Consider the following 21,332-nt stretch of genomic DNA (forward strand, 5'->3'; position numbering starts at 1 on the left):
ATGACATGACCCAGGATGAGCTGAAGCAAGCCGTGGCCCGCGCTGCCCTTGATGAGATCCGCCCGCTGCTGAACCGCGACACCATCATCGGCGTCGGCACCGGCTCCACCGCCAACCTGTTCATCGATGCTCTGGCGGAGGTTCGCCACGACTTTGCCGGCGCCGTCGCCAGCTCCGAAGCCACTGCCCAGCGCCTCAAGGGCCACGGCATCGACGTCTACGAGCTCAACCATGTGGGCACCGTGCCGGTGTACGTGGATGGTGCCGACGAGATCGATCCGCGTCTGGCGATGATCAAGGGCGGTGGTGCGGCGCTGACCCGCGAGAAGATCGTCGCGGCCTGCGCTGAGCGTTTCGTGTGCATCGCCGATGGCTCGAAGCAGGTCGACATCCTCGGTGGCTTCCCGCTGCCGGTGGAAGTCATTCCGATGGCACGTTCCTACGTCGCGCGCGAACTGGTCAAGCTGGGCGCGGACCCGGTCTATCGTGAAGGCGTTCTGACGGACAACGGCAACCGCATCCTCGATTGCTACAACTTCCTGATCGAAGACCCGATCACCATGGAAGCCCGCATCAATGCCATCGTCGGCGTCGTCACCAATGGTCTGTTCGCCGCCCGTGGCGCCGATGTACTGCTGGTCGGTCGCGAGACAGGTGTCGAGCGCATCACTGCCTGAGGAGGCTCGCCTGATGACATGGAAGATCACGCGCCACCTTGGCACCCGAGGCCTGTCGCTTCTGGCCGCTGCCCTGCTCAGCCCGGTGCTGATGGCAGACAGCCTGCCGATCAGCTCTCCGACGACCATCACGCTGGATAGTGGCGTCAAGGTGCTGCTCAAGCCGGACCACAGCTGGGAGTATCTGCTGGAAGTCTCCGACGAGCAGAGCCCACGCTCGACGCTCGGCAGCGCGACGATACCCACCTCGTCCGCCCTGCCGGTCGTACCCGCCAATACGCCCGCCGCTGGTGATGCAGGGCAACCAGTGCCGGCCCGCGCCAGCGCCTCTGCTCCGGCTCCGGCTCCGACCCAGGCACGCCTCAATGCCAGCGCACTGGCCAATCCGACGCTGCTGAGCGAGGGACATCGCGATGGGGTCGTCGCACGACTGACCGCCGTGGACATCGACGATGACGACGCCGTGCTGCGCTTCGAGATCCAGAACACCGCCGGGCAGAACGTCATCGCCACCCGGGCAAGACTGCGTCTATATGGCGACGATGGCCGTCTGCTGGCGACACGCGAGGCGCCGCTGTGGGTCGGCGAGTACCGGCTGCCCGAGACCTACCTGCGCCCCGGCCAGACCCGTGAGGGACGCAGCGTGCGCATCGCCCTGCCGGACGACAGCTGGTCCCGCCAGCTGGTGCGCGTGGAAGTCAGCGAGGTCGAGTTCCGCTGATCACCAGGTGTCAGCTTCTAGGTGTCAGACGCCAGAGCAGCCAGACGAAAAACGGGAAGCCCTGAGGGGCTTCCCGTTTCTGTTTGCGCGCCGGTCGCTCATCGAGAGCGAAGCGGTGATCAGAACTTGTAGTTGATGCTGAAGTAGTTGCCGAAGCCGGTGGTGTCCTGACGCACGCCAGTGGCGGTGGAGCCATCGGTGAAGAACGCCATGTTGTTGTAGTACTTCAGGCCGTAACCCACCGCGAAACGCTGGGTGTGGTAGTAGATGCCGTTGAACCACTCCATGCTGTTGATGCTGCGACCGTCCTGGCTGCCCACTTCATCGGCATCGAACTTGTAGTCCAGATAGCCCTGATAGGCGATGAAGCTACCGTCCTCGAAGTTGACGAACGGCTTGAACCAGTTGGTGGACGCCATGTAGCCGTCCCACTTGCTCTCGTCTTCACCGCCGTAGTTCTCACGCACGTAGCGGGCGTAGAGGTTGAAGCCCATCTTGCCGAACCATGGCACCTGCACATCGCTGCCCAGACCGACATAGTGCTCCCACAGACCGCCGAATGCGCCGTTGTCACCGATGTTGGTGACGGTGGCGATGTAAAGCTCGTCCACCGGGCCGAAGGACAGGTCGTGACCGGTCATGGCGTCCAGCGAGAAGCGCGGGGCCAGCTTGGCGAAGAAGTTGTCGCCGCCATTGAGGTCATCCGAGCTGTCATCGAAGATGTCGAAGAAATCGACATAGCCGTAGAGATCGACGATGCCCGAACGGCCTCCGAATTCCATTTCCAGATAGGTATCTTCACTGTTGCGGAACGGCAGACGGTTGTCCTCGCTGCGCATCAGATTGAAGGTCAGCCACTTGTAGTCATTGGCGTGGATGTCGCCATTGAAATCGGTGGCCTGGGCTGGCGCGGCAGCCGTCAGGAGGGTAGTGGCGGCCAGTGCACTGGCCGCGACGGTCTTGAGCATAGTCATCGCGAAATGATCCTGTCTTGAGTAATCAACTGTTCTGAATTGTTGTGGTTATTGCCCGTCATGAACGACGTCTGCCATCAGCGTCGCCCCATGCCGCCCGCTTCGTCGTCGGGCTGCGCCGGATTTGCAAAGGGCGCGATGTTAGCACTTCCTCGCAAAAACGATAGGGCGACGTTTGGCGGATTTCCCTGTCACCAACGGCCGGTTTGTGAACATTTACACACCGAAGGCGACACCTCTTCGAATCGCCCATCCACTGTGAGATGGGCGACATCCCGATCAGGCCGCCAGCGCCAGGAAGAAGCCGGCGATCGCCGCCGACATCAGATTGGAAAGCGTACCGGCCAGTACCGCCTTGAGACCCAGACTGGCGATCTCATGCCGGCGCGTCGGGGCCAGGCTGCCCAACCCGCCGAGCAGAATGGCGATGGACGACAGGTTGGCGAAGCCGCACAGCGCGAAGGACAGCACGGCCATGGTGTAGGGCGTCATCACCGCACCCGTGGCAGCCACGAGACTGTCGCCACTCAGGTAGGGCGCCAGATTGATGTAGGCGACGAACTCGTTCACCACCAGCTTCTGACCGATGAAGGACCCCGCCAGCGTCGCCTCGCTCCATGGCACGCCCAACAGGAAGGCCAACGGCGCGAAGAGCCAGCCGAGAATCATGTCGAGACTCAGTGTGTCCATGCCGAACCAGCCGCCGACACCACCGAGAATGCCGTTGATCAGCCCGATCAAGGCGATGAAGGCCAGCAGCATCGCGCCGACATTGGCGGCCAGTTTCAGGCCGGAAGACGCACCGGATGCCGCAGCGTCCAGCACGTTGGACGGTGCGTCGTCATCCTTGAGCGAGGCATCCGCCACGGCGATCGAGTCATCCGGCTTGTCAGTCTCCGGGAACAGAAGCTTGGCGAACAGCAAGCCGCCGGGCGCTGCCATGAAGGACGCCGCCACCAGATACTCCATCGGGATGCCCAGCGCCGCGTAGCCACCCAGTACGGAGCCGGCGACGGATGCCAGACCACCACACATCACGGCGAACAGCTCGGAACGCGTCATGCTCGCCAGATAGGGCTTGACCACCAGCGGTGCCTCCGTCTGTCCGACGAAGATGTTGGCGGTCGCGGAGAGGGATTCCGTGCGCGACGTTCCCAGCACGCGCTGCAGGCCGCCCCCCAGCAGGCGAATCACCCACTGCATGATGCCGAGGTAGTAGAGCACCGCGATCAGCGACGAGAAGAAGATGATGATCGGCAGCACCTTGATGGCGAAGATGAAGCCGACACCGCTGCCCGGATTAGCCAGACTGCCGAACAGGAAGCTGATGCCTTGATCGGCATAATTGACGACCTGACTGACGGCGCCTGAGGCACCGGCCAGCACACCCTGGCCGAAGGAGGTGTAGAGCACGAAGGCACCGATGGCCAACTGGATGGCAAAGGCACCCCCGACGGTGCGCAGGCGGATGGCGCGTCGATTCGATGACAACGCCACGGCGATGAGGATGAGCGATGCCATCCCGACCAGACTCATGAGGGGATTCATTGGGAAGGTCCTGATGTGTTCTTGTGCTTGTTATGGAATGCGCTTGTGCGCGATGTCGCCGCGATTCTCAACGGGACACGGTGTTATGATTTTTTCTCAGCATGTTAAAAGAGTCACAATCTGACCAAGGAGTCAATGCAAACGCTTGAGCGATTCGGGCCTTGCTTTCCTGCAACGCCCGCGCGGATCTCTCACGCGAGAAAAGTTATCCCTGCCAGTCAGTGAGTTATCATCACACCATGACCCGAGGGCATGTTGGCTTCTCCAACGCTTTCTCACCGCCATCGGCAAAAAAGGACCCTGCCGCATGAACAACCAAAGCGCTGCACGCCTTGACCGCTTGCAGGCCATCCTGCGCGAGGGCAGCCCACTGCAGCTCAGCGACGCCGCGCAGCTCTGCGGCGTGTCCGAGATGACGATTCGTCGTGATGTCACTCACAGCAACGGGCTGTTGGAGATACTGGGGGGACGCCTGCTGCTGGCGGAATCTTCCGCCAGCAGCGTCTATCGTCTCGACCGCGAGATCGATGCCAGCGCTCCTATCAAGCAAGCGTTGTGCCAGCGACTGGCCAGTCACATCGAGGACGGCGATACCCTGTACGTGGATTGCGGGACGACCCTGGTCCACCTGGCCGCGGCACTGGACCGTCAGATGACACTGACCCTGGTGACCTGCGCCCTGAATGTCGCCAACGCCGTCGGCCACCTGCCCGGCGTGCGACTGGTCATGCTGGGCGGGCTGTTTCATCCGGCCACCCAGTCCTTTACCGCCACCGACATGCCGGAAGCCATTCGCCGTCTGGGCATCAACAAGGCATTCCTCTCGGCCGGTGGCGTGCACGCCGAGCGCGGCGTCAGCTGCTTCCACTTTCATGAGGTGGCGGCCAAGCAGGCCGCGCTGGAAAGCGCCATGCAGCGCTTCCTGATCATCGATGCCCGCAAGTTCGAGATGGTACGCCCGGCCTTCATCGCGCCACTGGAAAGCTTCGATGTGGTGATCAGCAATGCCAGCGCCGCAGCGCGCGATTGCCTGGAGGGTCTGGATGCCGACATGGGCGTGACGGCGCAGCTCATCGAGTGCTGAGACAGGGCCTGCGCTTCGGTGAGTGAGCGCTGACCTCGCCCCACGCGAGGTCCATACGCAGAAACGCCGCACGATGGTGCGGCGTTTCTGCGCATGATCTTCCCATTGATGCCCCAGTGGCGTGCATCCCCCACGACCGAAACCGGCATGGCGAGATCACCTCCGTCTCTCGTCGGCTCAGCTCGGCAACAGGTCTTCCAGCTGCCGCAGTGTCCCTGCCAGCGCCCCGCGATTGCGGGCTACCCGTTCACGCGCCGCCTGCCCTGCCCGTTGGCGCTGCGATTCATCTTCCAGCAGGGTGTTGACGGCCTCGGCCAGCGCCTCGGCATCATCGACGACCTGCAGAGCTCCTTCCGCCGTCATCACCTCGGCGATCTCACTGAAGTTCTCAAGCGATGGGCCACTCAACAGTGGCAGCCCAAGCGCGGCCGGTTCGAGCAGATTATGCCCGCCGATGGGCACCAGGCTGCCGCCGATGAAGGCGACATCGCTCGCCGCATACAGGGCGAGCAGCTCGCCCAGGCTATCGCCGACCAGCACCGACAGACGGCTCTGCTCGAGGCGGCTTTCCGCATGCATGTGGCTGCGACGCAGGCAGGTTTCCCCGCGTGACTCACACCAGCTCGCACTCTGTGCGGCGACCGTCTCGAAGCGTTGCGGATGGCGCGGCACCAGCAGCAGCAAGGCATCAGGATGCCGAGCACGCACGGCTGCGTGGGCGTCCAGCATCAGGGCATCTTCCCCCTCGTGTGTCGAGGCGGCGATCCACACCCGCCGCCCCTGGAACTGCTCGCGCAGTCCCTTGCCTGCCGCGACGGCCTGTGGCGGTATCTCGAGCTCGAACTTGAGTGAACCGACCGTCTTCCCCCGCGCCGCAGGAAGCCCAAGCGCGATGAAACGCTCGAGATCTTCCGGCGCCTTGGCCGTCAGCGCGCTCACCTGCGACAACGTCTCGCGCATCAAGGCCCCGACCTTGCGGTAGCGTGTGAAGGCGCGCGGTGACAGCCGCGCATTGACCACGCTCACGGGTATCCTCTGGCGCGCACAGCTTGCGATCAGATTCGGCCACAGCTCGGTTTCCACCAGCACGACCAGGGCCGGCCGCAGGCGAGACACAAAGCGACGTGCGCTGCAGGGAAAGTCCAGTGGCAGATAATGATGCCGCGCAGGGGCAAGCTCGGGCGTTCCCTCAGGCGTGTGCAACAGGCGAGCCGCCTGGGCAGCCCCCGTCGCGGTCATGGTGGTCACGATCAGCGGGCGGAGGGGATAGCGGCGCCGCAGCGCCTCGATGGCGCTGGCCATCATGACCATCTCGCCCAACGAGGCCGCATGCAGCCAGATGGGGCGCTCGCGGTCCGGCGCGGCGGCAGGCGTGGCAGGGAGGATGCCCAGCCGCTCCAGGCGCGAGTGCCGATCATCGTGTTCGCGCCAGACCCGCTGCCAGATGAGGGGAGACAGCAGGGTCAGTGCGGTGCTGTAGAGGCCACGGGCAAGGCTCACACCTAGTCCTCGCGATCGAGAATGGTGGCGATCATCGCCGTGGTGGAGACGCCATCCTCGAAACCGAGCACACGCACCTCGCCACCGTTGGCGATCACCGCCTCGCCCCCGGCGATCTCTTCGGGACGATAGTCACCGCCCTTGACCAGCACATCCGGCAGCACGGCCTCGATCAGGCGTGCCGGGGTGTCTTCGCTGAAGGGCACGACCCAGGCGACCGCGCCGAGGCCCGCCAGCACCTGCATGCGACGCAGTACCGGGTTGATCGGACGCGTCGGCCCCTTGAGGCGTGCCACCGAGGCATCGTCATTGACCGCCACGATCAGACGGTCGCCCTGACGTGCCGCCTCCTGCAGGTAGGCCACATGACCGGCATGCAGGATGTCGAAGCAACCATTGGTCATCACTACGCGCTCGCCGCGTGCCTGAGCGGCCTTCACTGCCGGGATGAGCGCGGATTCCTGGATCACGCCGAATTCCGCCAGCTTGTCACCATGCAGCGCGGTGTAGAGCTCGGCGACCGACAGGGTCGCGGTGCCCGGCTTGGCGACGACCAGGCCTGCGGCCAGATTGGCCAGCATCACGGCCTCCGGGAAGGCATGGCCAGCCGCCAGCGCCAGACCCAGTACGCCGATCACGGTGTCACCGGCACCGGTGACGTCATAGACCTCACGCGCATGCGTCGGCAGATGCAGCGGCTGATGGCCCTCGCGGATCAGGGTCATGCCCTTCTCGCTGCGCGTCACCAGCAGGGCTTCCAGCTCGAGCTCGGCACGCAGCGCCTCGCCCTTCTCGGCCAGTTCCTCATCGCTGCGGCATGGCCCGACGATGGTCTCGAATTCGGTCAGATTGGGCGTGATGATGCTGGCGCCACGATAGCGCGAGAAATCACTGCCCTTGGGGTCCACCAGCACACGCTTGCCCGCCGCGCGCGCCGCGGCGATCAGCACCTCGACCTGATTCAGCGAGCCCTTGCCGTAGTCGGAGAGAATCATCACGCCACTCGCAGCCAGCTCGGCCTCGACATGGCGCACCAGCGCGCTGGTATCCACCTCGTGCAGCGGCTCCTCGAAATCAAGGCGCAGCAGCTGCTGATTGCGGCTCATCACGCGCAGCTTGGTGATGGTCGGCACGCTGTCACTGGCCTGGAAGCGCGTGATGACATTGGCGTTTTCCAGTGCGCGGGTCAGGATGGCGGCGTTGTCATCCTGACCGACCACACCGGCGAGGGTGGCATGCGCACCGAGCGATGCGATGTTGAGCGCGACGTTGGCGGCACCGCCCGGGCGGTCTTCACTCTCGCCGACGCGCACCACCGGCACCGGGGCTTCCGGCGAGATGCGTGAGGTGCCACCGTGCCAGTAGCGGTCGAGCATCACATCACCCACGACCAGCAGGCGAGCCTGTTCAAGCGCAGTCAGATCAAGCTTCATCAGGCGTCTCCGCGTGCAGAGGGAAATTCAGAAGAAGAGGTGTCAGTAGACGAGACAGCCGCGACCGGCAGACGTTCGCAACTCTGGCCGCGAATGACGCCATCGGTGTCCGCCAGCAGCTCACCGAGGCGCGCGATGACATCCTCGGCGCGGATCAGGCTCATGGCGTCCTGATGGCGTACGCGCTGGCCCCAGTGGATCTCGTCCATCTGCTTGTGCAGATAGGTTTCCACCGCATCCGGATAGCGATTGACCACCAGATGCTGCCAGCAATAGGGCGCCGCACGCTCGGGGTTGGTGGTGGCGTACAGGCCGATCACCGGTGTATTGAGCGCATTGCCCATATGCACGGGGCCGGAGTCCGGCGCGATCACCGCGACGGCGCGATCGATCAGCGCCAGCAGGCCCTTGAGCGAGGTACCACCGATGGCATCGATGACCGCGCCTTCACTGACCAGCGCCTTGATGCGCGCGCCCATCTCGCGTTCCTGCGGGCTGCCGCCGCCGGTCATCACGCTGCGGATGCCGTATTGCTGCCAGGCATGATCGACGACCGCCGCATAGCCCTCGGCCGACCAGTTGCGGAAGTTGCGCAGGCGCGGATTGGCACACGGACTGATGACCAGATAGGGCGCTTCACCGGTCACGCGCGCCGCCTCACCATAGGCCTCGGGCGGCACATCGAGACGCCAGTCGAGCCGGCAGTCCTCGACACCCAGGGCACGTGCGAAGTCCATGAACGACTCCAGCACGTGAGCGCGCTCGCGCGGGGCCAGCTGATGGGAGGTAAAGAGGTACTGCCAGTCCTTGGCGCGCGCACGGTCGTAACCGATGCGCACTCGGGCCTTGAGGCCCAACGACAGGGCGCTGGCCCGCAGCGCCTGCTGCATGTGCAACAGCACATCGAAGTGCGTGTCCTTGAGCTGACGCCAGATGGCGCGCATGCCCGCAAGGCCGGTGGACTTGTCGTAGACCACGAACTCGACCCCGGTCAGGCCGGACAGTAGACTGTGCTCCCCCTTGCCGACGATCCAGGTAATGCGGGCCTCAGGCCACTGACGCTGCAAGGCGCGTACCGTTGGCACAAGATTGCAGACATCGCCGAGAGCGGAGAGCCGGAGCACGCAGATATGTGCGGGCTGGGCAGGGAGAGGATGCTTCATGCGGATGGCAGTTTTCCGAAATGAGAATGCCCACATTCTATATGATGGCGAAACAGCGCCACAAATGACGCCGGACTGGTTCATGCCATCGTTCTGGCGCGAACACGGCGCCGTGACCGGAGAAGCACCGGGGCGTGGGGCGAGTCTGTTCCTCGATGTCTGTCGTTTGCCCGCTGAGCTGCACCCCGTCCATGCCACTGGAACCCCGTCTCAACGCTGGGCGCTGCGCCCCTATCGACGCGGTGGTCTGATCGCGAAGATCGCTCGTCAGCGCTACCTCTACACCGGCCTTGAGCGCACCCGCGCCTTCGCCGAGCTGCGCCTGACGGAAACGCTGCATCGCCAGGGGCTGCCGGTGCCAGAGCCGGTCGGCGCCTGCGTATGGCGGCATGGCCTGAGCTACGAGGCCGCCCTGATCACGGTGCTGATACCCGGCGCGCGTGCCTTCGCCGATGACCTGATCGCTCTCGAAGCACAGCGCCTGCCTGCCGGGGCCGAGCTGCCCGAATCCCTGCTGGCAGTGCTGGAGACGACAGGTCGCGCCATTCGCGCCGTACATGACGCCGGGCTCGAGCATGTCGATCTCAATGCACGCAACCTGCTGGTCGATGAAGGCGGACGCGTCTACGTGATCGATCTCGATCGCTGCCAGCTGCATGACGAGGCTCCCGCTGACGCACGCTGGCGCGAGAACAACCTCTCACGCCTGGGGCGCTCGCTGGCGCGCTTCACGCCGACACATCATGCGGCGTGCCTGGCCGCCATTCGCAGCGCCTATCACGCCTGACGCTTCAGCGTATCGCCCTGCAGGCATCGGTGCCCATGCAGTGTACGATAGCGACATGAATCGTCGGCAGGCGCATCATCCGATTCCCGCCTGCCACTGCGTCCCATCGGCGCCTGTCACACACGTGAGCCAGGCGCTCTCAAGACAGAGACCGTCATGAACCCGAGCGACGAGGCCCCGGCCGTCACCCCGACCGCCCCTCCTTCCGATGGCAAGCTGCGCACCGCCGTGCCCATCACCGGCTGCGTCATCACTCTCAATGAAGCCCACAACATCGAGGACTGCCTGCGCTCGCTGGCCCAGGTCTGCGATGAGCTGATCGTGGTCGATTCCGGCTCCACGGATGCCACCTGCGAGCTGGCGCGCGCCATGGGCGCCGTGGTGATCGACCAGCCCTACCTGGGCGACGGGCCGCAGAAGAACGTCGGACCGAGCCATGCCAGCCACCGCTGGGTGCTGTCACTGGACGCCGATGAACGCCTGACCGACGGGGCCGTCAGCGCCATCCGGGAACTGGCACTCGACAGCACGCCACATGATGGCTTCGCCCTGCGGCGTCGCAACTTCATCGGCTCGCGCTGGGTGCGCCATGCCGGCTGGTATCCCGACTACTGCCTGCGCCTGTATGACCGCGAGAAGCTCGCCTTCCGCGATTCGCGCCAGCACAGCTCCGTTCAGGCCAGCCACCCCTGCGAGCTGGATGCGGACCTTGAGCATTACAGCTTCGCCAATCTGGGTGAGCTGTTCGTCAAGGCCAGTGGTCGCTTCTCGAATCGCGCCGCCAAGATCATGTATCAGAAGGGAAAACGCGCCAACGCCTTCACGCCCTTCCTGCATGCCAGCAATGCCTTCATGCGCAAGTTCGTCTTCCAGGCCGGCTTCCGCGATGGCGTCGATGGCTTCTCGGTGGCGCTGTCCGCCAGCGTCAATGCCTACCTGAAATACGCCAAGCTGCTGGAATTCCAGCGCGACGCCAAGGTGCGTGAGGCGGAAGACTTCAACAAGGTATGGTGACCATGACCTCTGCTTGTGAGCAGGCGGCGTCGCAAGCTTCGTCTCGGCCGCTGCACGTGCGCCACGTCAATCTGGCCCGCGGCTTTCGCGGCGGTGAGCGCCAGACGCTCAACCTGATCGCGGACCTGGCGCGACGCGCCAGCCCGGGAGAGAACGGCGAGCCTGGTACGCCCATCCGTCAGTCGCTGGTGTGCCTGCAAGGCTCGCCCTTGATCACCGAACTGGCGGCGCTCGAGCTTGCCGTCACGGTGGACGTGATCGAGATCCATGGGCGCTTCAAGGGCCATCTCAGTCAGCCTCGCGCCGATATCGTGCATGCTCACGAAGCCAAGGCCGTGCACTGGGCGTGGCTGCATCAGCGCCTCACCGGCACGCCTTATCTGCTGACCCGCCGGGTGCCTCAGCCGGTGAAGGACAAGTGGTTCAATCGTCTGACCTATCGCGCCGCTGCCTGCCGGGTGGCGATTTCCTCGGTGATCGAGTCACACCTGCGTGAGCGCCAGTGGGGGGAGACGGCTCTGATTCCCAGCACCCTCGCCCACCTGCCCAGCGATGAGACAGCCGTGGGCAGACTGCGGGAGCGCTTCGGCAATACGCCCGCCGGGGGTCGCTTCGTCGTCGGGCATGTCGGCGCGCTGGTGGACCGCCACAAGGGCCAGCGAGTGCTGATCGAGGCGGCCCGTCAGCTGCGCGACAGTCACCCGCAGCTGCTGTTCGTCTGCCTGGGCGCGGGAGAGGATGAAGCCGCCTTCAAGGCGGAGAGCGCCGATCTGGACAATCTTGTCTGGGAGGGTTTCCACACCAATGTCGGCGACTATCTGGAGGCCTTCGATCTGTTCGCCTTCCCGTCACGCAATGAAGGACTTGGCTCGATCCTGCTCGACGTGATGGACCACGGCGTCCCGATCATCGCAAGCGAGGTGGATGGCATCCCCGATATCGTGCATGACGATGCCACCGGCGTGCTGGTGCCCACCGACGATGCACCCGCGCTGGCTGCCGCCATCGTGGCACTCGGCGATGACGCACCACGTCGAGAGCGGCTGGTCGCGGGCGCGCGGGCGCATCTGGCACGCTTCACCCCCAGCGCCATGGGCGAGGCCTATCTGGGGCTTTATCAGCGGCTGGCACGCTAGACCGCTTCTCGCCTCAGGCATCTATCGCCCAGGCATCTATCGCCCAGGTACCTGTCGCCCAAGTACCTGCTGTCGCTCGAACAGAGAGAGCGAAAAAAGCCCTGTTTCATGTGAGACATCACGATGAAACAGGGCTTTTTCGTTTTTATAAACAACAGGTTATCGGCTCAACTACCGGAATTTGCATCCTCGAGTCCACGCAGATCCGGCCACCCCTCATCCACTCCCATCACGGGATAGGTCTTGGGGTCCAGCGGGCCGGGTTCGCTTTCGGGACGACACTCTTGCAGCGCAGCCTGCAGACGCCGCAGAGCCTCATCACCTTCGGCACCGGCGGTCACCTTGTCCCAGAACTCACGATGTACCGCCTTGATGACGACAGGCACGTGGGGCACTCCCACCTGCTGCGCCATCGCCAGGCGATGCAGGCCACGATTGATCTTGAGCAGACGGCCATCACGCGTCACCGCGACGCCCATCTCATCCTTGGTGATGCCCTGGCGGAAGCCATTGGCGGCCATGTCCTGCAGATAACCGCGATAACAGCGCAGGTAACCGAGAATCTGTTCCTCACTGTCCATCAGCAGGCCATCACGCGGCGATGCCCAGGGCTTGCCCGCCTCCAGCAAGGCCTTGAGCTGCTGATAACGCTCGGTCACCGTCAGATCATCACCATGCTCGATCAGGTCACGCATCAGGCGCGAGCGTGAGCCGAAGCGGAAGGCGCCACGCCGCAGGTCCCAGTCACCCTCCCAGATGAAGGCATTCGAGGAAGGCCGCTTGCGCTTGTCACGCCCGAAGTTGACGTCGCGCACCAGTTCACGCGGATTGATCCACAGTGTCAGCGCCTCTGGTCCCATCACGTCTTCCACGGCATGTCGCGGCAAGCCACGCTGCTCAAGCCCCTGATGGCGCGAGCGATGCCGGCACCAGCGCACCAGCCATGCCCGGCTGAACGGCAGTACCAGGTGCTGCTCACACCAGGCACGCCACGCCTCGATACGCTGTGCACGCGTCATCGCCCCGCGCATCCGCGGATGGATCAGATCATCCGTCGTACGATTCTTCGGCAAGCTCACCGCTCATCCTCATCCAGCGCGATCGCCGTCAGCAATCGCTCAGGCGCGATGTGATTCAGGCAGTTGGTATGCCCCAACGGACAGACGCGCTTGAAACACGGTGAGCACTCCAGCGCCAGCCAGTGAATCTCGCGATTGGCCGTCAGCGGTGGCGTGTAATGTGGTGACGAGGAGCCGTAGATGCCCTGGATACGGGCCCCTACCGCGGCCGCCACATGCATCAGGCCGGAATCATTGCTGACCACTTCCCGGCACTCGGCGATCAGATCCACCGCATCCGCCAGTCGCGTCTTGCCACACAGGTTGTGGACGCCGGCCAGCCCCTGGGCAATCTCCTCACCGGCCGCCACATCCTTGGGACCGCCAAAGATACGCACCTCCGCCCCGGCCTGCGTCAGTGACTCGGCAAGCTCGCGAAAGTGCGCCAGTGGCCACTGCTTGGCCGGCCCGTATTCCGCGCCCGGCATCATGCCGATGATGGGGGCCGGTGGCGCACTCAGGCCCAGCTCCTCGCGCAGACGCCGCTGATTGGCGCTGTCGGTGACGAGACAGGGTTCGGGGATGCGCTGCGGCGGGTTGGCCTCGTCCAGCGGCAGGCCCAGTGAGGTGAAGCGCTTGACGGTCTGATCGAGAATCGACTTGTCGAGCTTGCGGCACTCGGTGAGCAGGCCGTGGCGCTGCTCACCGGTGAAGCCGACCCGCACTGGAATACGCGCGAAGAATGGCACCAGCGCCGACTTCCAGGAGCGCGGCAGCACGATGGCGCGATCGAAACGCCCGCGCAGCGAGCGCCCCAGTCGCCAGCGCGCCTTGAGGGCGAAGTCGCCATGCCCCGCCGGCAGTGCCAGCGCTTCCTCGACCTCGGGCATGCGCTCGATGATCGGTTGCGACCAGGCGGGCGCCAGCACACTGATCCGGCAGCCGGGCGAGCGCTGCTTCAACGTCATGAACAGGCTCTGCGCCATCACCATGTCGCCGACCCAGCTGGGCCCGACCACCAGAATGCGCTCACTCATGCCTTGCTCCTCTTCACGGCCAACCCTCTTTGCGGATGCGCTTGCCCTGCCCCATCGCACTTGCGATGCAGGCGCCCATGCTCATTCCACACGCGCTTACCCTCAGTCCACACGTGCTCAGTCCACACGTGCTCAGTCCACACGTGCTCAGACTCAGCGATTCAGCCATTCGAGATAGGCGCGGGTGCCTTGGGCAACGGTCTTGAACTCGACGTTGCAGCCGGCCTTGCGCAGCTTGCCGATGTCGGCACGCGTGAAGCTCTGGTAGCGGCCCTTGAGGTTTTCCGGGAAGTCGATGTACTCGATCTCGCCCTTCTCGTAGTACTCGATGACGGTCTCGGCGATCGCCTTGAACGGCTCGGCACGGCCGGTGCCCAGATTGAAGATGCCGGAGGCTTCCGGGTGATCGAGGAACCACAGATTGACGTCGACCACATCACCGACGTAGACGAAGTCACGGCTCTGCATGCCGGCTTCATAGCCATCGTAGGCGCCGAACAGCTTCGGGTTCTCGCCCGCCTTCACCTGAGTGTGATGGTGGTAGGCGACGCTGGCCATCTTGCCCTTGTGCTGCTCACGCGGGCCATAGACATTGAAATAGCGGAAGCCGACCACCTGGGTGGTCAGGCTGTCCCAACGCTGGCGCACGTGCTGATCGAACAGCAGCTTGGAGTAGCCGTAGACGTTGAGCGGCCCTTCGAACTCCGGTGTTTCCTTGAAGACCTGGCTGTCGCCATAGGTCGCCGCGGAGCTCGCGTAGAGGAAGGGAATCTGATTCGCCTCACAGAAGTTGAGCAGCACCTTGGAGTACTCGAAGTTGTTCTCGAGCATGAACTGGCCGTCCCACTCGGTGGTATCGGAGCAGGCGCCCTCGTGGAAGATCGCCTCGATCTTCGGCAGCTCGGCATACTCCCCCATCAGGCTCGACTGGACGCGAATCAGGAAATCGTCCTTGTCGAGATAGTCGGCAATGGTCAGATCCGCCAGATTGACGAACTTGGTGCCGTCACTCAGGTCATCCACCACCAGGATATCGGTACGGCCGCGATCATTGAGTGCCTTGACGATATTGGCACCGATGAAGCCGGCGCCTCCGGTAACGACGATCATTTGAGCTCCCAGAGCCTCTCAGAGGCTTGTAGGCAATACGCGCGTGCAGGGACGCGACGCATCAGAATTTGGAAATGGCACGCACTCGGTTACGTCTGCGGCCTATAACCCGATAAGCGGGGATTGTATACTTGGCAGTTCTCGAATTCATGGGCCAACGGGCTTCACCAATGACACAGCCAGACGTGAAAACCTTCCAGGGCCTGATTCTGGCCCTGCAGCAATACTGGGCCGAACAGGGTTGCATCATCCTGCAGCCATTGGATATGGAGGTTGGCGCGGGGACTTTCCACCCGGCGACCTTCCTGCGCTCCATCGGTCCTGAAACCTGGAACGCTGCGTATGTGCAGCCTTCCCGCCGTCCCACCGACGGCCGCTACGGCGAAAATCCCAATCGCCTGCAGCACTACTACCAGTTCCAGGTGGTGATGAAGCCGTCACCGGCCAACCTGCAGGAGCTCTATCTGGGCTCGCTGGAGCGTCTGGGCATTGACCCGCTGGTCCACGACATCCGCTTCGTCGAGGACAACTGGGAATCCCCGACGCTGGGCGCCTGGGGACTTGGCTGGGAAATGTGGCTCAACGGCATGGAAGTGACCCAGTTCACCTACTTCCAGCAGGCAGGCGGCATCGAGTGCTTCCCGGTCACCGGCGAGCTGACCTACGGTCTCGAGCGCATCGCGATGTACCTCCAGGACGTGGACAGCGTCTACGACCTGATCTGGACCACCGCACCGGACGGCTCCGTGGTCACCTACGGCGATGTCTTCCTGCAGAACGAGAAGGAGCAGTCCGCCTACAACTTCGAGCACGCTGCCGTGCCGGAGCTGTTCGCTGCCTTCGATCACTGCGAGAGCGAATGTCAGAAGCTGCTGGCGGCCAACCTGCCGCTGCCGGCCTATGAGCAGGTGCTGAAGGCCTCCCACACCTTCAACCTGCTGGATGCGCGTCACGCCATCTCCGTCACCGAGCGTCAGCGTTACATCCTGCGCGTGCGCACCCTCGCCCGCGACGTGGCCCACGCCTATTACGACTCGCGCAAGGCCGCTGGCTTCCCGCTGGCACCACAGGCACTGCGTGACGAGCTGCTCGCCGCCGATGACACCACTACCGAGGGAGACGCGTCAGCATGACCTCCGTGAATACCCTGCTGATCGAACTGGGCTGCGAAGAACTGCCGCCGGGTGCCATCGATGCCCTCGCCGACGGCCTGGCCAATGGCCTGGCCGATGGCCTGCGTGAGGCCGAAGTCGCCTTCGGTCAGGTCCGCGCCTACGCCACACCACGTCGCCTGGCGGTGATGATCGAGTCGCTGGCCGAGCGTCAACCGGACCGCGAGATCGAGAAGCGTGGCCCGGCCAAGGCTGCGGCCTTCAAGGATGGTGAGCCGACCCGCGCCGTGCAGGGCTTCGCTCGCTCCTGCGGTGTCGAGGTCAGTGATCTGATCGAGCTGGAAACCGACAAGGGCACCTGGCTCGGCTATCGTCATACCCAGCCGGGCGAGCATCTTTCCGCCCTGCTGCCGGCCATGCTGGAACAGGTCGTCGCCCGCCTGCCGGTGCCGAAGAACATGCGCTGGGGTGCCTCACGCATCGAATTCTCTCGTCCAGTGCATTGGCTGGTCGCGCTCTACGGCAGCGAAGTGATCGAGGCCAGCGTGCTGGGCCTCGAGGCAGGCCGCACCACCTTCGGTCATCGCTTCCATGCCCCGCAGGCCATCACGCTGGCGCACGCCGAGGACTACCTCGACGCGCTGGAAGATGCCCGCGTGCTGGCCAACCGTGAAGTACGCCGTGAGCGCATCCGCGAACAGGTCCAGGCCGAGGCGGAAGTCTATGGCGCCAATGCCGTCATCGAGGAAGCCCTCCTCAACGAGGTCAACGGTCTCGTGGAATGGCCGGTCGCACTGACGGGCACCTTCGATGAGCGCTTCCTGGAAGTGCCGGCGGAGTGTCTGATCTCCTCCATGAAGGCCAACCAGAAGTACTTCCACCTGCTGGACAACGACGGCAAGCTCAAGCCGGCCTTCATCACCATCTCCAATATCGAGAGCAAGGACCCGCAACAGGTCATCTCCGGTAACGAGAAGGTGATTCGTCCGCGTCTGGGCGATGCCGCCTTCTTCTACGAGACCGACCTGCGCAGCACGCTGGAATCGCGTCGCGAGAAGCTCGAGAGCGTCGTCTTCCAGCAGAAGCTGGGCAGCATGGCCGACAAGGCCCATCGCAGCGAAGCTGTGGCCCGCCACATCGCGGAACGCATCGGTGCCGATGTCGAGCACGCCGCACGCGCCGCACAGCTGGCCAAGACCGACCTGGTCACCGAGATGGTGCTGGAGTTCCCGGAACTGCAGGGCATCATGGGCCACTACTACGCCCGTCACGATGGCGAAGATGCCACCGTCGCGCGTGCGCTGGAAGAACAGTATCTGCCGCGCTTCGCCGGCGATGCGATCCCCACGACCAAGGCCGGCATGGCGATCGCCCTGGCGGACCGTCTCGACACCCTGACCGGCATCTTCGGCATCGGTCAGCGTCCGACCGGCGCCAAGGACCCGTTCGCGCTGCGTCGTGCCACCATCGGGGTGCTCAACATCCTGATCAAGGGCGAACTGGACCTCGACCTGCGCGAGCTGCTGACCGTCAGCGCCGAGCAGCATCGTGACCTGCCCAAGGCCGAAGGACTGGTCGAGGACGTGCTCGAGTACATGCTCGATCGCTTCCGCGCCTGGGCCAATGACGAGGGCATGGGTGCCGAACTGTACCTGGCCGTGCGTACCCTGAAGATCAGCAACCCGCTGGACTTCGCGCGTCGTCTGCGTGCCGTGCACGCCTTCGGCGAACGCCCGGAAGCCGCCGCTCTGGCAGCCGCCAACAAGCGCGTCTCCAACATCCTCGCCAAGGCCGAGCACGATGGCCGCACCGAGGTGGACACGAGCCTGTTGAGTGAGCCGGCCGAGCAGGCACTGGCAGAGGCCCTCAAGGCACGTGGCGCGGAAGTGGCACCGCTGTTCGCGGCGGCACGCTACCAGGAAGCCCTCGATACGCTGGCCAGCCTGCGCGAGCCGGTCGATGCCTTCTTCGATCAGGTCATGGTCAACGCCGACGATGCCGCCGTGCGCGCCAATCGCCTGGCGATGCTGGCCAGTCTGCAAGGCCTGTTCATGGGTGTGGCCGACATCAGCCTGCTGACCCAATAAGGGCTGCCGGCCCACGGTGTCCCCGACATCGGTAAATGGCAGTCTCTGCAAAAGAACCCCGCCACGGCGGGGTTCTTTTGCATCCAGCCTCCTCGAAATGACGTATTGCGTGACAGGATTACACGCAATGTGGCCGCGATGTCACAAATTCTGCCTTGATCCCCTACCTAGGTCGCACTAGAATCCAGTATAGAAACAGTGTTCGAAAAGCGTGACAGCCTGTCGCACCCACGCTCTTCGGTCACTCGGCGCCATTTGCCCAATCCCCGTGCGAGCGTCATCTTGTGACTTGGCTCACAATTTCCCAGGCAAAGCGGCGACCCCCTGACAAGCAGCCCGGCTGACGCCCCTGACTGCCCTGAGGTGAAGAGTTGACCATGCAAAAACTGATCGTGCTCGACCGTGATGGTGTCATCAATGAAGACTCCGATGCCTTCGTCAAGAATGCCGAGGAGTGGATCGAATACCCCACCTCCATTCAGGCCATCGCTCGCCTGACGCGAGCGGGCTATACCGTGGCCGTCGCGACCAATCAGTCCGGCATCGCTCGCGGCCACTTCGGTCACCGGGAACTCGACCAGATGCACGCCAAGATGATGCAGCTGGTGAAGGAAGCCGGTGGCGATATCGCCCACATCGCCTACTGCCCGCATGGCCCGGATGATGGCTGCGATTGCCGCAAGCCGGAACCCGGCCTGCTGCACCAGATTCAGGACGCTCTGCAGATTCCGGACTTCGAAGGCGCCTGGATGCTGGGCGACAGTCTGCGCGACCTGGTCGCTGGCCAGAAGGCCGGCTGTCGCGCCGCGCTGGTGATGACCGGCAAGGGCCAGAAGACACTGGCCGATGGCGAGGGCCTCAAGGACGTGCTGGTGGTCGCCAACCTGGCCGACTTCACCAACCGCCTGCTGGATGGCGAGCTCAACCATGCCATGTCGGATGGTGAGCCGGGAAAGTCCCAGCGCCGCTGCGTGAGCTGTGAAGCCGCTGCCGAGAGCTATCTGTGAGACACACATGCTGCGCGCACTCCCTGCGCCGGCATGTGCTTGCCCCTCTATTCAATAGCGGCGATATGCTACCCTTCAGACATGAATCCGGGCAGGCAACGGCCTGCCCATCTCACTCCCTCATGCTGGAGGCCTCGTATGCCACTGCTGGATAGCTTCACAGTCGACCACACCATCATGAAAGCCCCTGCCGTGCGCGTGGCCAAGAAGATGGGTACCCCCAAGGGCGACAACATCACCGTCTTTGATCTGCGTTTCTGCGTGCCGAATGAAGAGATTCTCTCCGAGAAGGGCATTCACACGCTGGAACATCTGTTCGCCGGCTTCATGCGCGAACACCTCAATGGTGATGGCGTCGAGATCATCGACATCTCGCCGATGGGTTGCCGTACCGGCTTCTACATGAGCCTGATCGGCGAGCCGGACGAAGCCCGGGTTGCCGCTGCCTGGTCTGCCGCCATGCAGGACGTGCTGAACGTCGCACGCCAAGAAGAGATTCCGGAGCTCAACGTCTATCAGTGCGGTACTGCACAGATGCATTCTTTGGAAGAAGCCAAGCAGATCGCCAGCAACATCCTGTCACGCGATATCGGCATCAATCGCAATGATGAGCTGAAGCTGGACGAAGGCTTCCTCAATCAGGCGCATTGAGTCTTGAGACACCAAGTCTTGAGATACCAAGCCTTGAGGCACCGGACTTGATCAGCCTGTCGAGTGCGCCGGGTCCTTGAACGAAAAAGCCCGCTATCTGACCTGATCAGATAGCGGGCTTTTTTCATGCCACAACATCCCGAGCGAGTGACGCGAATGCCCGATTCCAACAGCCATGCCTTTGATTTCACGACTTTCCTGGCAGACAAGGAAGCGTGGTCAGCACCGAATGAACTCGTCCCCTACCGCTGTCGCGATGGCAGCAGCCTGGGCTGTCGTCACTACTACCCGACGCGGATTCCAGCGAGCACGACACACCTCATCCTGCTGCATGGTTCCAGTGCTGACAGTCGCTACCTCGCCTCACTGGCAACGCATCTGGCCACTGAGGGGTATCACGTCCACACGCCTGACTTGCGTGGCCATGGCCCGACGCCTGCCCGGCGCGGCGATATCGATCACCCGCTGCAGCTCGAGGAGGATATTGAAGATCTGATCCGCTCACTGGATCTCCCCGCCGACGCCAGCTTGTGGATCGCCGGGCACTCTGCGGGAGGCGGCCTGGCACTGCGTTTCGCGGCATCCGCTCTGGAACACGGGCTTGCCGGCATCCCGCTGGCTGGCCTCATTCTGCTGGCTCCCTATCTGGATCACCTCGCCCCCAACATGCGTCGCGATTCCCGCTGGGCACAACCGCGGATAGCACGCATGCTGACATGCATGCTCTTGAACAAGCTGTCCATCCATCGCATGGATCATCTCGAGGTACTCACCTTCAACATTCCCGCTGAATATCGCGATGCCAACACCACGAGCGCTTACTCCTGGCGCTTGATGACAGGCCTCAATCCTCGCCATTACCAACGAGATCTCGAGAATCTGTCACGGCATCACGTGCCCTTGCTGGCATTGATCGGTGATCAGGATGAGGCGTTTCACGCCGACCGACTCGAGGAATGCCTGCAGCCGCAACATCCCGCCGCGCACGTCACGATACTCGAGGACGTGGATCATCTGGGGCTGGCGACGGCAACCGTCACGGCAGAGCGTATCGCTGAATGGCTGACAAGCGATCCGGCAGCCTGAGACGGCCCCGGGCCTCATTCTGTCATCCCCCTCTTCCCTTTCTCATTTCTCCTTTGTGCCGCCTTCTACACGCTCCAGCTCTGGCAGCAAGGCATAAAAAAGCCCTGATCAAGGATCAGGGCTTTTTTTCAGCTGACGACGATCACG

Annotated in this window: 19 protein-coding genes; 11 read left to right on the forward strand and 8 right to left on the reverse strand. The window is 63.6% G+C overall.

All coding sequences use genetic code 11. The features are described from left to right. Positions 1-5: 5 nt before the first annotated feature. Both rpiA and OW493_RS07670 read left to right on the forward strand, forming a co-directional pair. A complete protein-coding gene (rpiA, locus tag OW493_RS07665; protein ID WP_077379692.1) occupies positions 6-677 on the forward strand; it encodes a ribose-5-phosphate isomerase RpiA in 672 nt (223 codons plus the stop codon). Positions 678-690: 13 nt separating this feature from the next. Further along, positions 691-1,398, forward strand: coding sequence for a DUF3157 family protein (locus tag OW493_RS07670; protein WP_289863770.1), 708 nt, complete (start codon positions 691-693; stop codon positions 1,396-1,398). 119 nt (positions 1,399-1,517) lie between these two features. Here OW493_RS07670 and OW493_RS07675 read toward each other — a convergent pair whose 3' ends face one another. After that, positions 1,518-2,372 carry an outer membrane protein OmpK gene (locus OW493_RS07675; RefSeq protein WP_077379697.1) on the reverse strand — a complete coding sequence of 285 codons (855 nt, stop codon included), beginning with the start codon at positions 2,370-2,372 and terminating at the stop codon, positions 1,518-1,520. Between the two features lie 279 nt (positions 2,373-2,651). Then, positions 2,652-3,920, reverse strand: coding sequence for a NupC/NupG family nucleoside CNT transporter (locus tag OW493_RS07680; RefSeq protein ID WP_289863771.1), 1,269 nt, complete (start codon positions 3,918-3,920; stop codon positions 2,652-2,654). Positions 3,921-4,227: 307 nt separating this feature from the next. Between OW493_RS07680 and OW493_RS07685 the strand changes: the two genes are divergently transcribed. Beyond that, positions 4,228-5,004 carry a DeoR/GlpR family DNA-binding transcription regulator gene (locus tag OW493_RS07685; protein ID WP_077379702.1) on the forward strand — a complete coding sequence of 259 codons (777 nt, stop codon included), beginning with the start codon at positions 4,228-4,230 and terminating at the stop codon, positions 5,002-5,004. Positions 5,005-5,181: 177 nt separating this feature from the next. Here the strand turns inward: OW493_RS07685 and waaA are convergent, their stop codons facing one another. From waaA to OW493_RS07700, 3 genes are read right to left on the reverse strand one after another with little or no spacing between them, the layout of a single operon-like run. Beyond that, positions 5,182-6,504 carry a lipid IV(A) 3-deoxy-D-manno-octulosonic acid transferase gene (gene waaA / locus OW493_RS07690; protein WP_289863772.1) on the reverse strand — a complete coding sequence of 441 codons (1,323 nt, stop codon included), beginning with the start codon at positions 6,502-6,504 and terminating at the stop codon, positions 5,182-5,184. A 2-nt stretch (positions 6,505-6,506) separates the two neighbouring features. After that, on the reverse strand, positions 6,507-7,937 hold the full coding sequence (hldE, locus tag OW493_RS07695) for a bifunctional D-glycero-beta-D-manno-heptose-7-phosphate kinase/D-glycero-beta-D-manno-heptose 1-phosphate adenylyltransferase HldE (protein ID WP_289863773.1): 1,431 nt from the start codon (positions 7,935-7,937) through the stop codon (positions 6,507-6,509). Then, entirely contained in the window at positions 7,937-9,100 is a 1,164-nt protein-coding gene (locus tag OW493_RS07700) for a glycosyltransferase family 9 protein (RefSeq protein ID WP_279855752.1), read from the reverse strand. Before OW493_RS07700 ends, hldE begins: the two co-directional genes overlap by 1 nt. A 4-nt stretch (positions 9,101-9,104) precedes the next feature. Between OW493_RS07700 and OW493_RS07705 the strand changes: the two genes are divergently transcribed. The 3 genes from OW493_RS07705 (at position 9,105) to OW493_RS07715 (ending at position 12,037) form a co-directional block, all read left to right on the forward strand. Beyond that, a complete protein-coding gene (locus OW493_RS07705; protein WP_354670136.1) occupies positions 9,105-9,887 on the forward strand; it encodes a 3-deoxy-D-manno-octulosonic acid kinase in 783 nt (260 codons plus the stop codon). 156 nt (positions 9,888-10,043) lie between these two features. After that, positions 10,044-10,901, forward strand: a complete 858-nt coding sequence (locus OW493_RS07710; protein ID WP_136939488.1) for a glycosyltransferase family 2 protein — start codon at positions 10,044-10,046, stop codon at positions 10,899-10,901. A gap of 2 nt (positions 10,902-10,903) precedes the next feature. Then, positions 10,904-12,037 carry a glycosyltransferase family 4 protein gene (locus tag OW493_RS07715; RefSeq protein WP_289863775.1) on the forward strand — a complete coding sequence of 378 codons (1,134 nt, stop codon included), beginning with the start codon at positions 10,904-10,906 and terminating at the stop codon, positions 12,035-12,037. A 167-nt stretch (positions 12,038-12,204) separates the two neighbouring features. Here the strand turns inward: OW493_RS07715 and OW493_RS07720 are convergent, their stop codons facing one another. The 3 genes from OW493_RS07720 to rfaD all read right to left on the reverse strand — a co-directional run bounded on the left by OW493_RS07720 (position 12,205) and on the right by rfaD (position 15,242). Beyond that, on the reverse strand, positions 12,205-13,110 hold the full coding sequence (locus tag OW493_RS07720) for a hypothetical protein (protein ID WP_289863776.1): 906 nt from the start codon (positions 13,108-13,110) through the stop codon (positions 12,205-12,207). Between the two features lie 2 nt (positions 13,111-13,112). After that, positions 13,113-14,132 carry a lipopolysaccharide heptosyltransferase II gene (gene waaF / locus OW493_RS07725; RefSeq protein ID WP_084209545.1) on the reverse strand — a complete coding sequence of 340 codons (1,020 nt, stop codon included), beginning with the start codon at positions 14,130-14,132 and terminating at the stop codon, positions 13,113-13,115. A gap of 153 nt (positions 14,133-14,285) precedes the next feature. Continuing rightward, the gene (gene rfaD / locus OW493_RS07730) at positions 14,286-15,242 is read right to left on the reverse strand and encodes an ADP-glyceromanno-heptose 6-epimerase (RefSeq protein WP_077379721.1); all 957 of its coding nucleotides are present in this window, start codon (positions 15,240-15,242) and stop codon (positions 14,286-14,288) included. Between the two features lie 170 nt (positions 15,243-15,412). On the opposite strand from rfaD, the gene glyQ reads away from it, so the two are divergent. The 5 genes from glyQ (at position 15,413) to OW493_RS07755 (ending at position 21,185) form a co-directional block, all read left to right on the forward strand. Next, complete coding sequence (glyQ, locus tag OW493_RS07735; RefSeq protein WP_103751491.1) at positions 15,413-16,375, forward strand: glycine--tRNA ligase subunit alpha; 963 nt, start codon at positions 15,413-15,415, stop codon at positions 16,373-16,375. After that, positions 16,372-18,441, forward strand: coding sequence for a glycine--tRNA ligase subunit beta (gene glyS, locus OW493_RS07740; RefSeq protein ID WP_289863778.1), 2,070 nt, complete (start codon positions 16,372-16,374; stop codon positions 18,439-18,441). The genes glyQ and glyS overlap by 4 nt, the downstream gene beginning before the upstream one ends. A gap of 377 nt (positions 18,442-18,818) precedes the next feature. Beyond that, the gene (gene gmhB / locus OW493_RS07745; protein ID WP_077379725.1) at positions 18,819-19,448 is read left to right on the forward strand and encodes a D-glycero-beta-D-manno-heptose 1,7-bisphosphate 7-phosphatase; all 630 of its coding nucleotides are present in this window, start codon (positions 18,819-18,821) and stop codon (positions 19,446-19,448) included. A 138-nt stretch (positions 19,449-19,586) separates the two neighbouring features. Further along, on the forward strand, positions 19,587-20,099 hold the full coding sequence (gene luxS / locus OW493_RS07750) for an S-ribosylhomocysteine lyase (protein WP_077379728.1): 513 nt from the start codon (positions 19,587-19,589) through the stop codon (positions 20,097-20,099). A gap of 156 nt (positions 20,100-20,255) precedes the next feature. After that, complete coding sequence (locus OW493_RS07755) at positions 20,256-21,185, forward strand: alpha/beta fold hydrolase (protein ID WP_289863779.1); 930 nt, start codon at positions 20,256-20,258, stop codon at positions 21,183-21,185. Positions 21,186-21,332 lie beyond the last annotated feature (147 nt).

It is taken from the genome of Cobetia sp. 14N.309.X.WAT.E.A4, from assembly GCF_030397495.1.
GTDB classification, from domain to species: domain Bacteria; phylum Pseudomonadota; class Gammaproteobacteria; order Pseudomonadales; family Halomonadaceae; genus Cobetia; species Cobetia marina.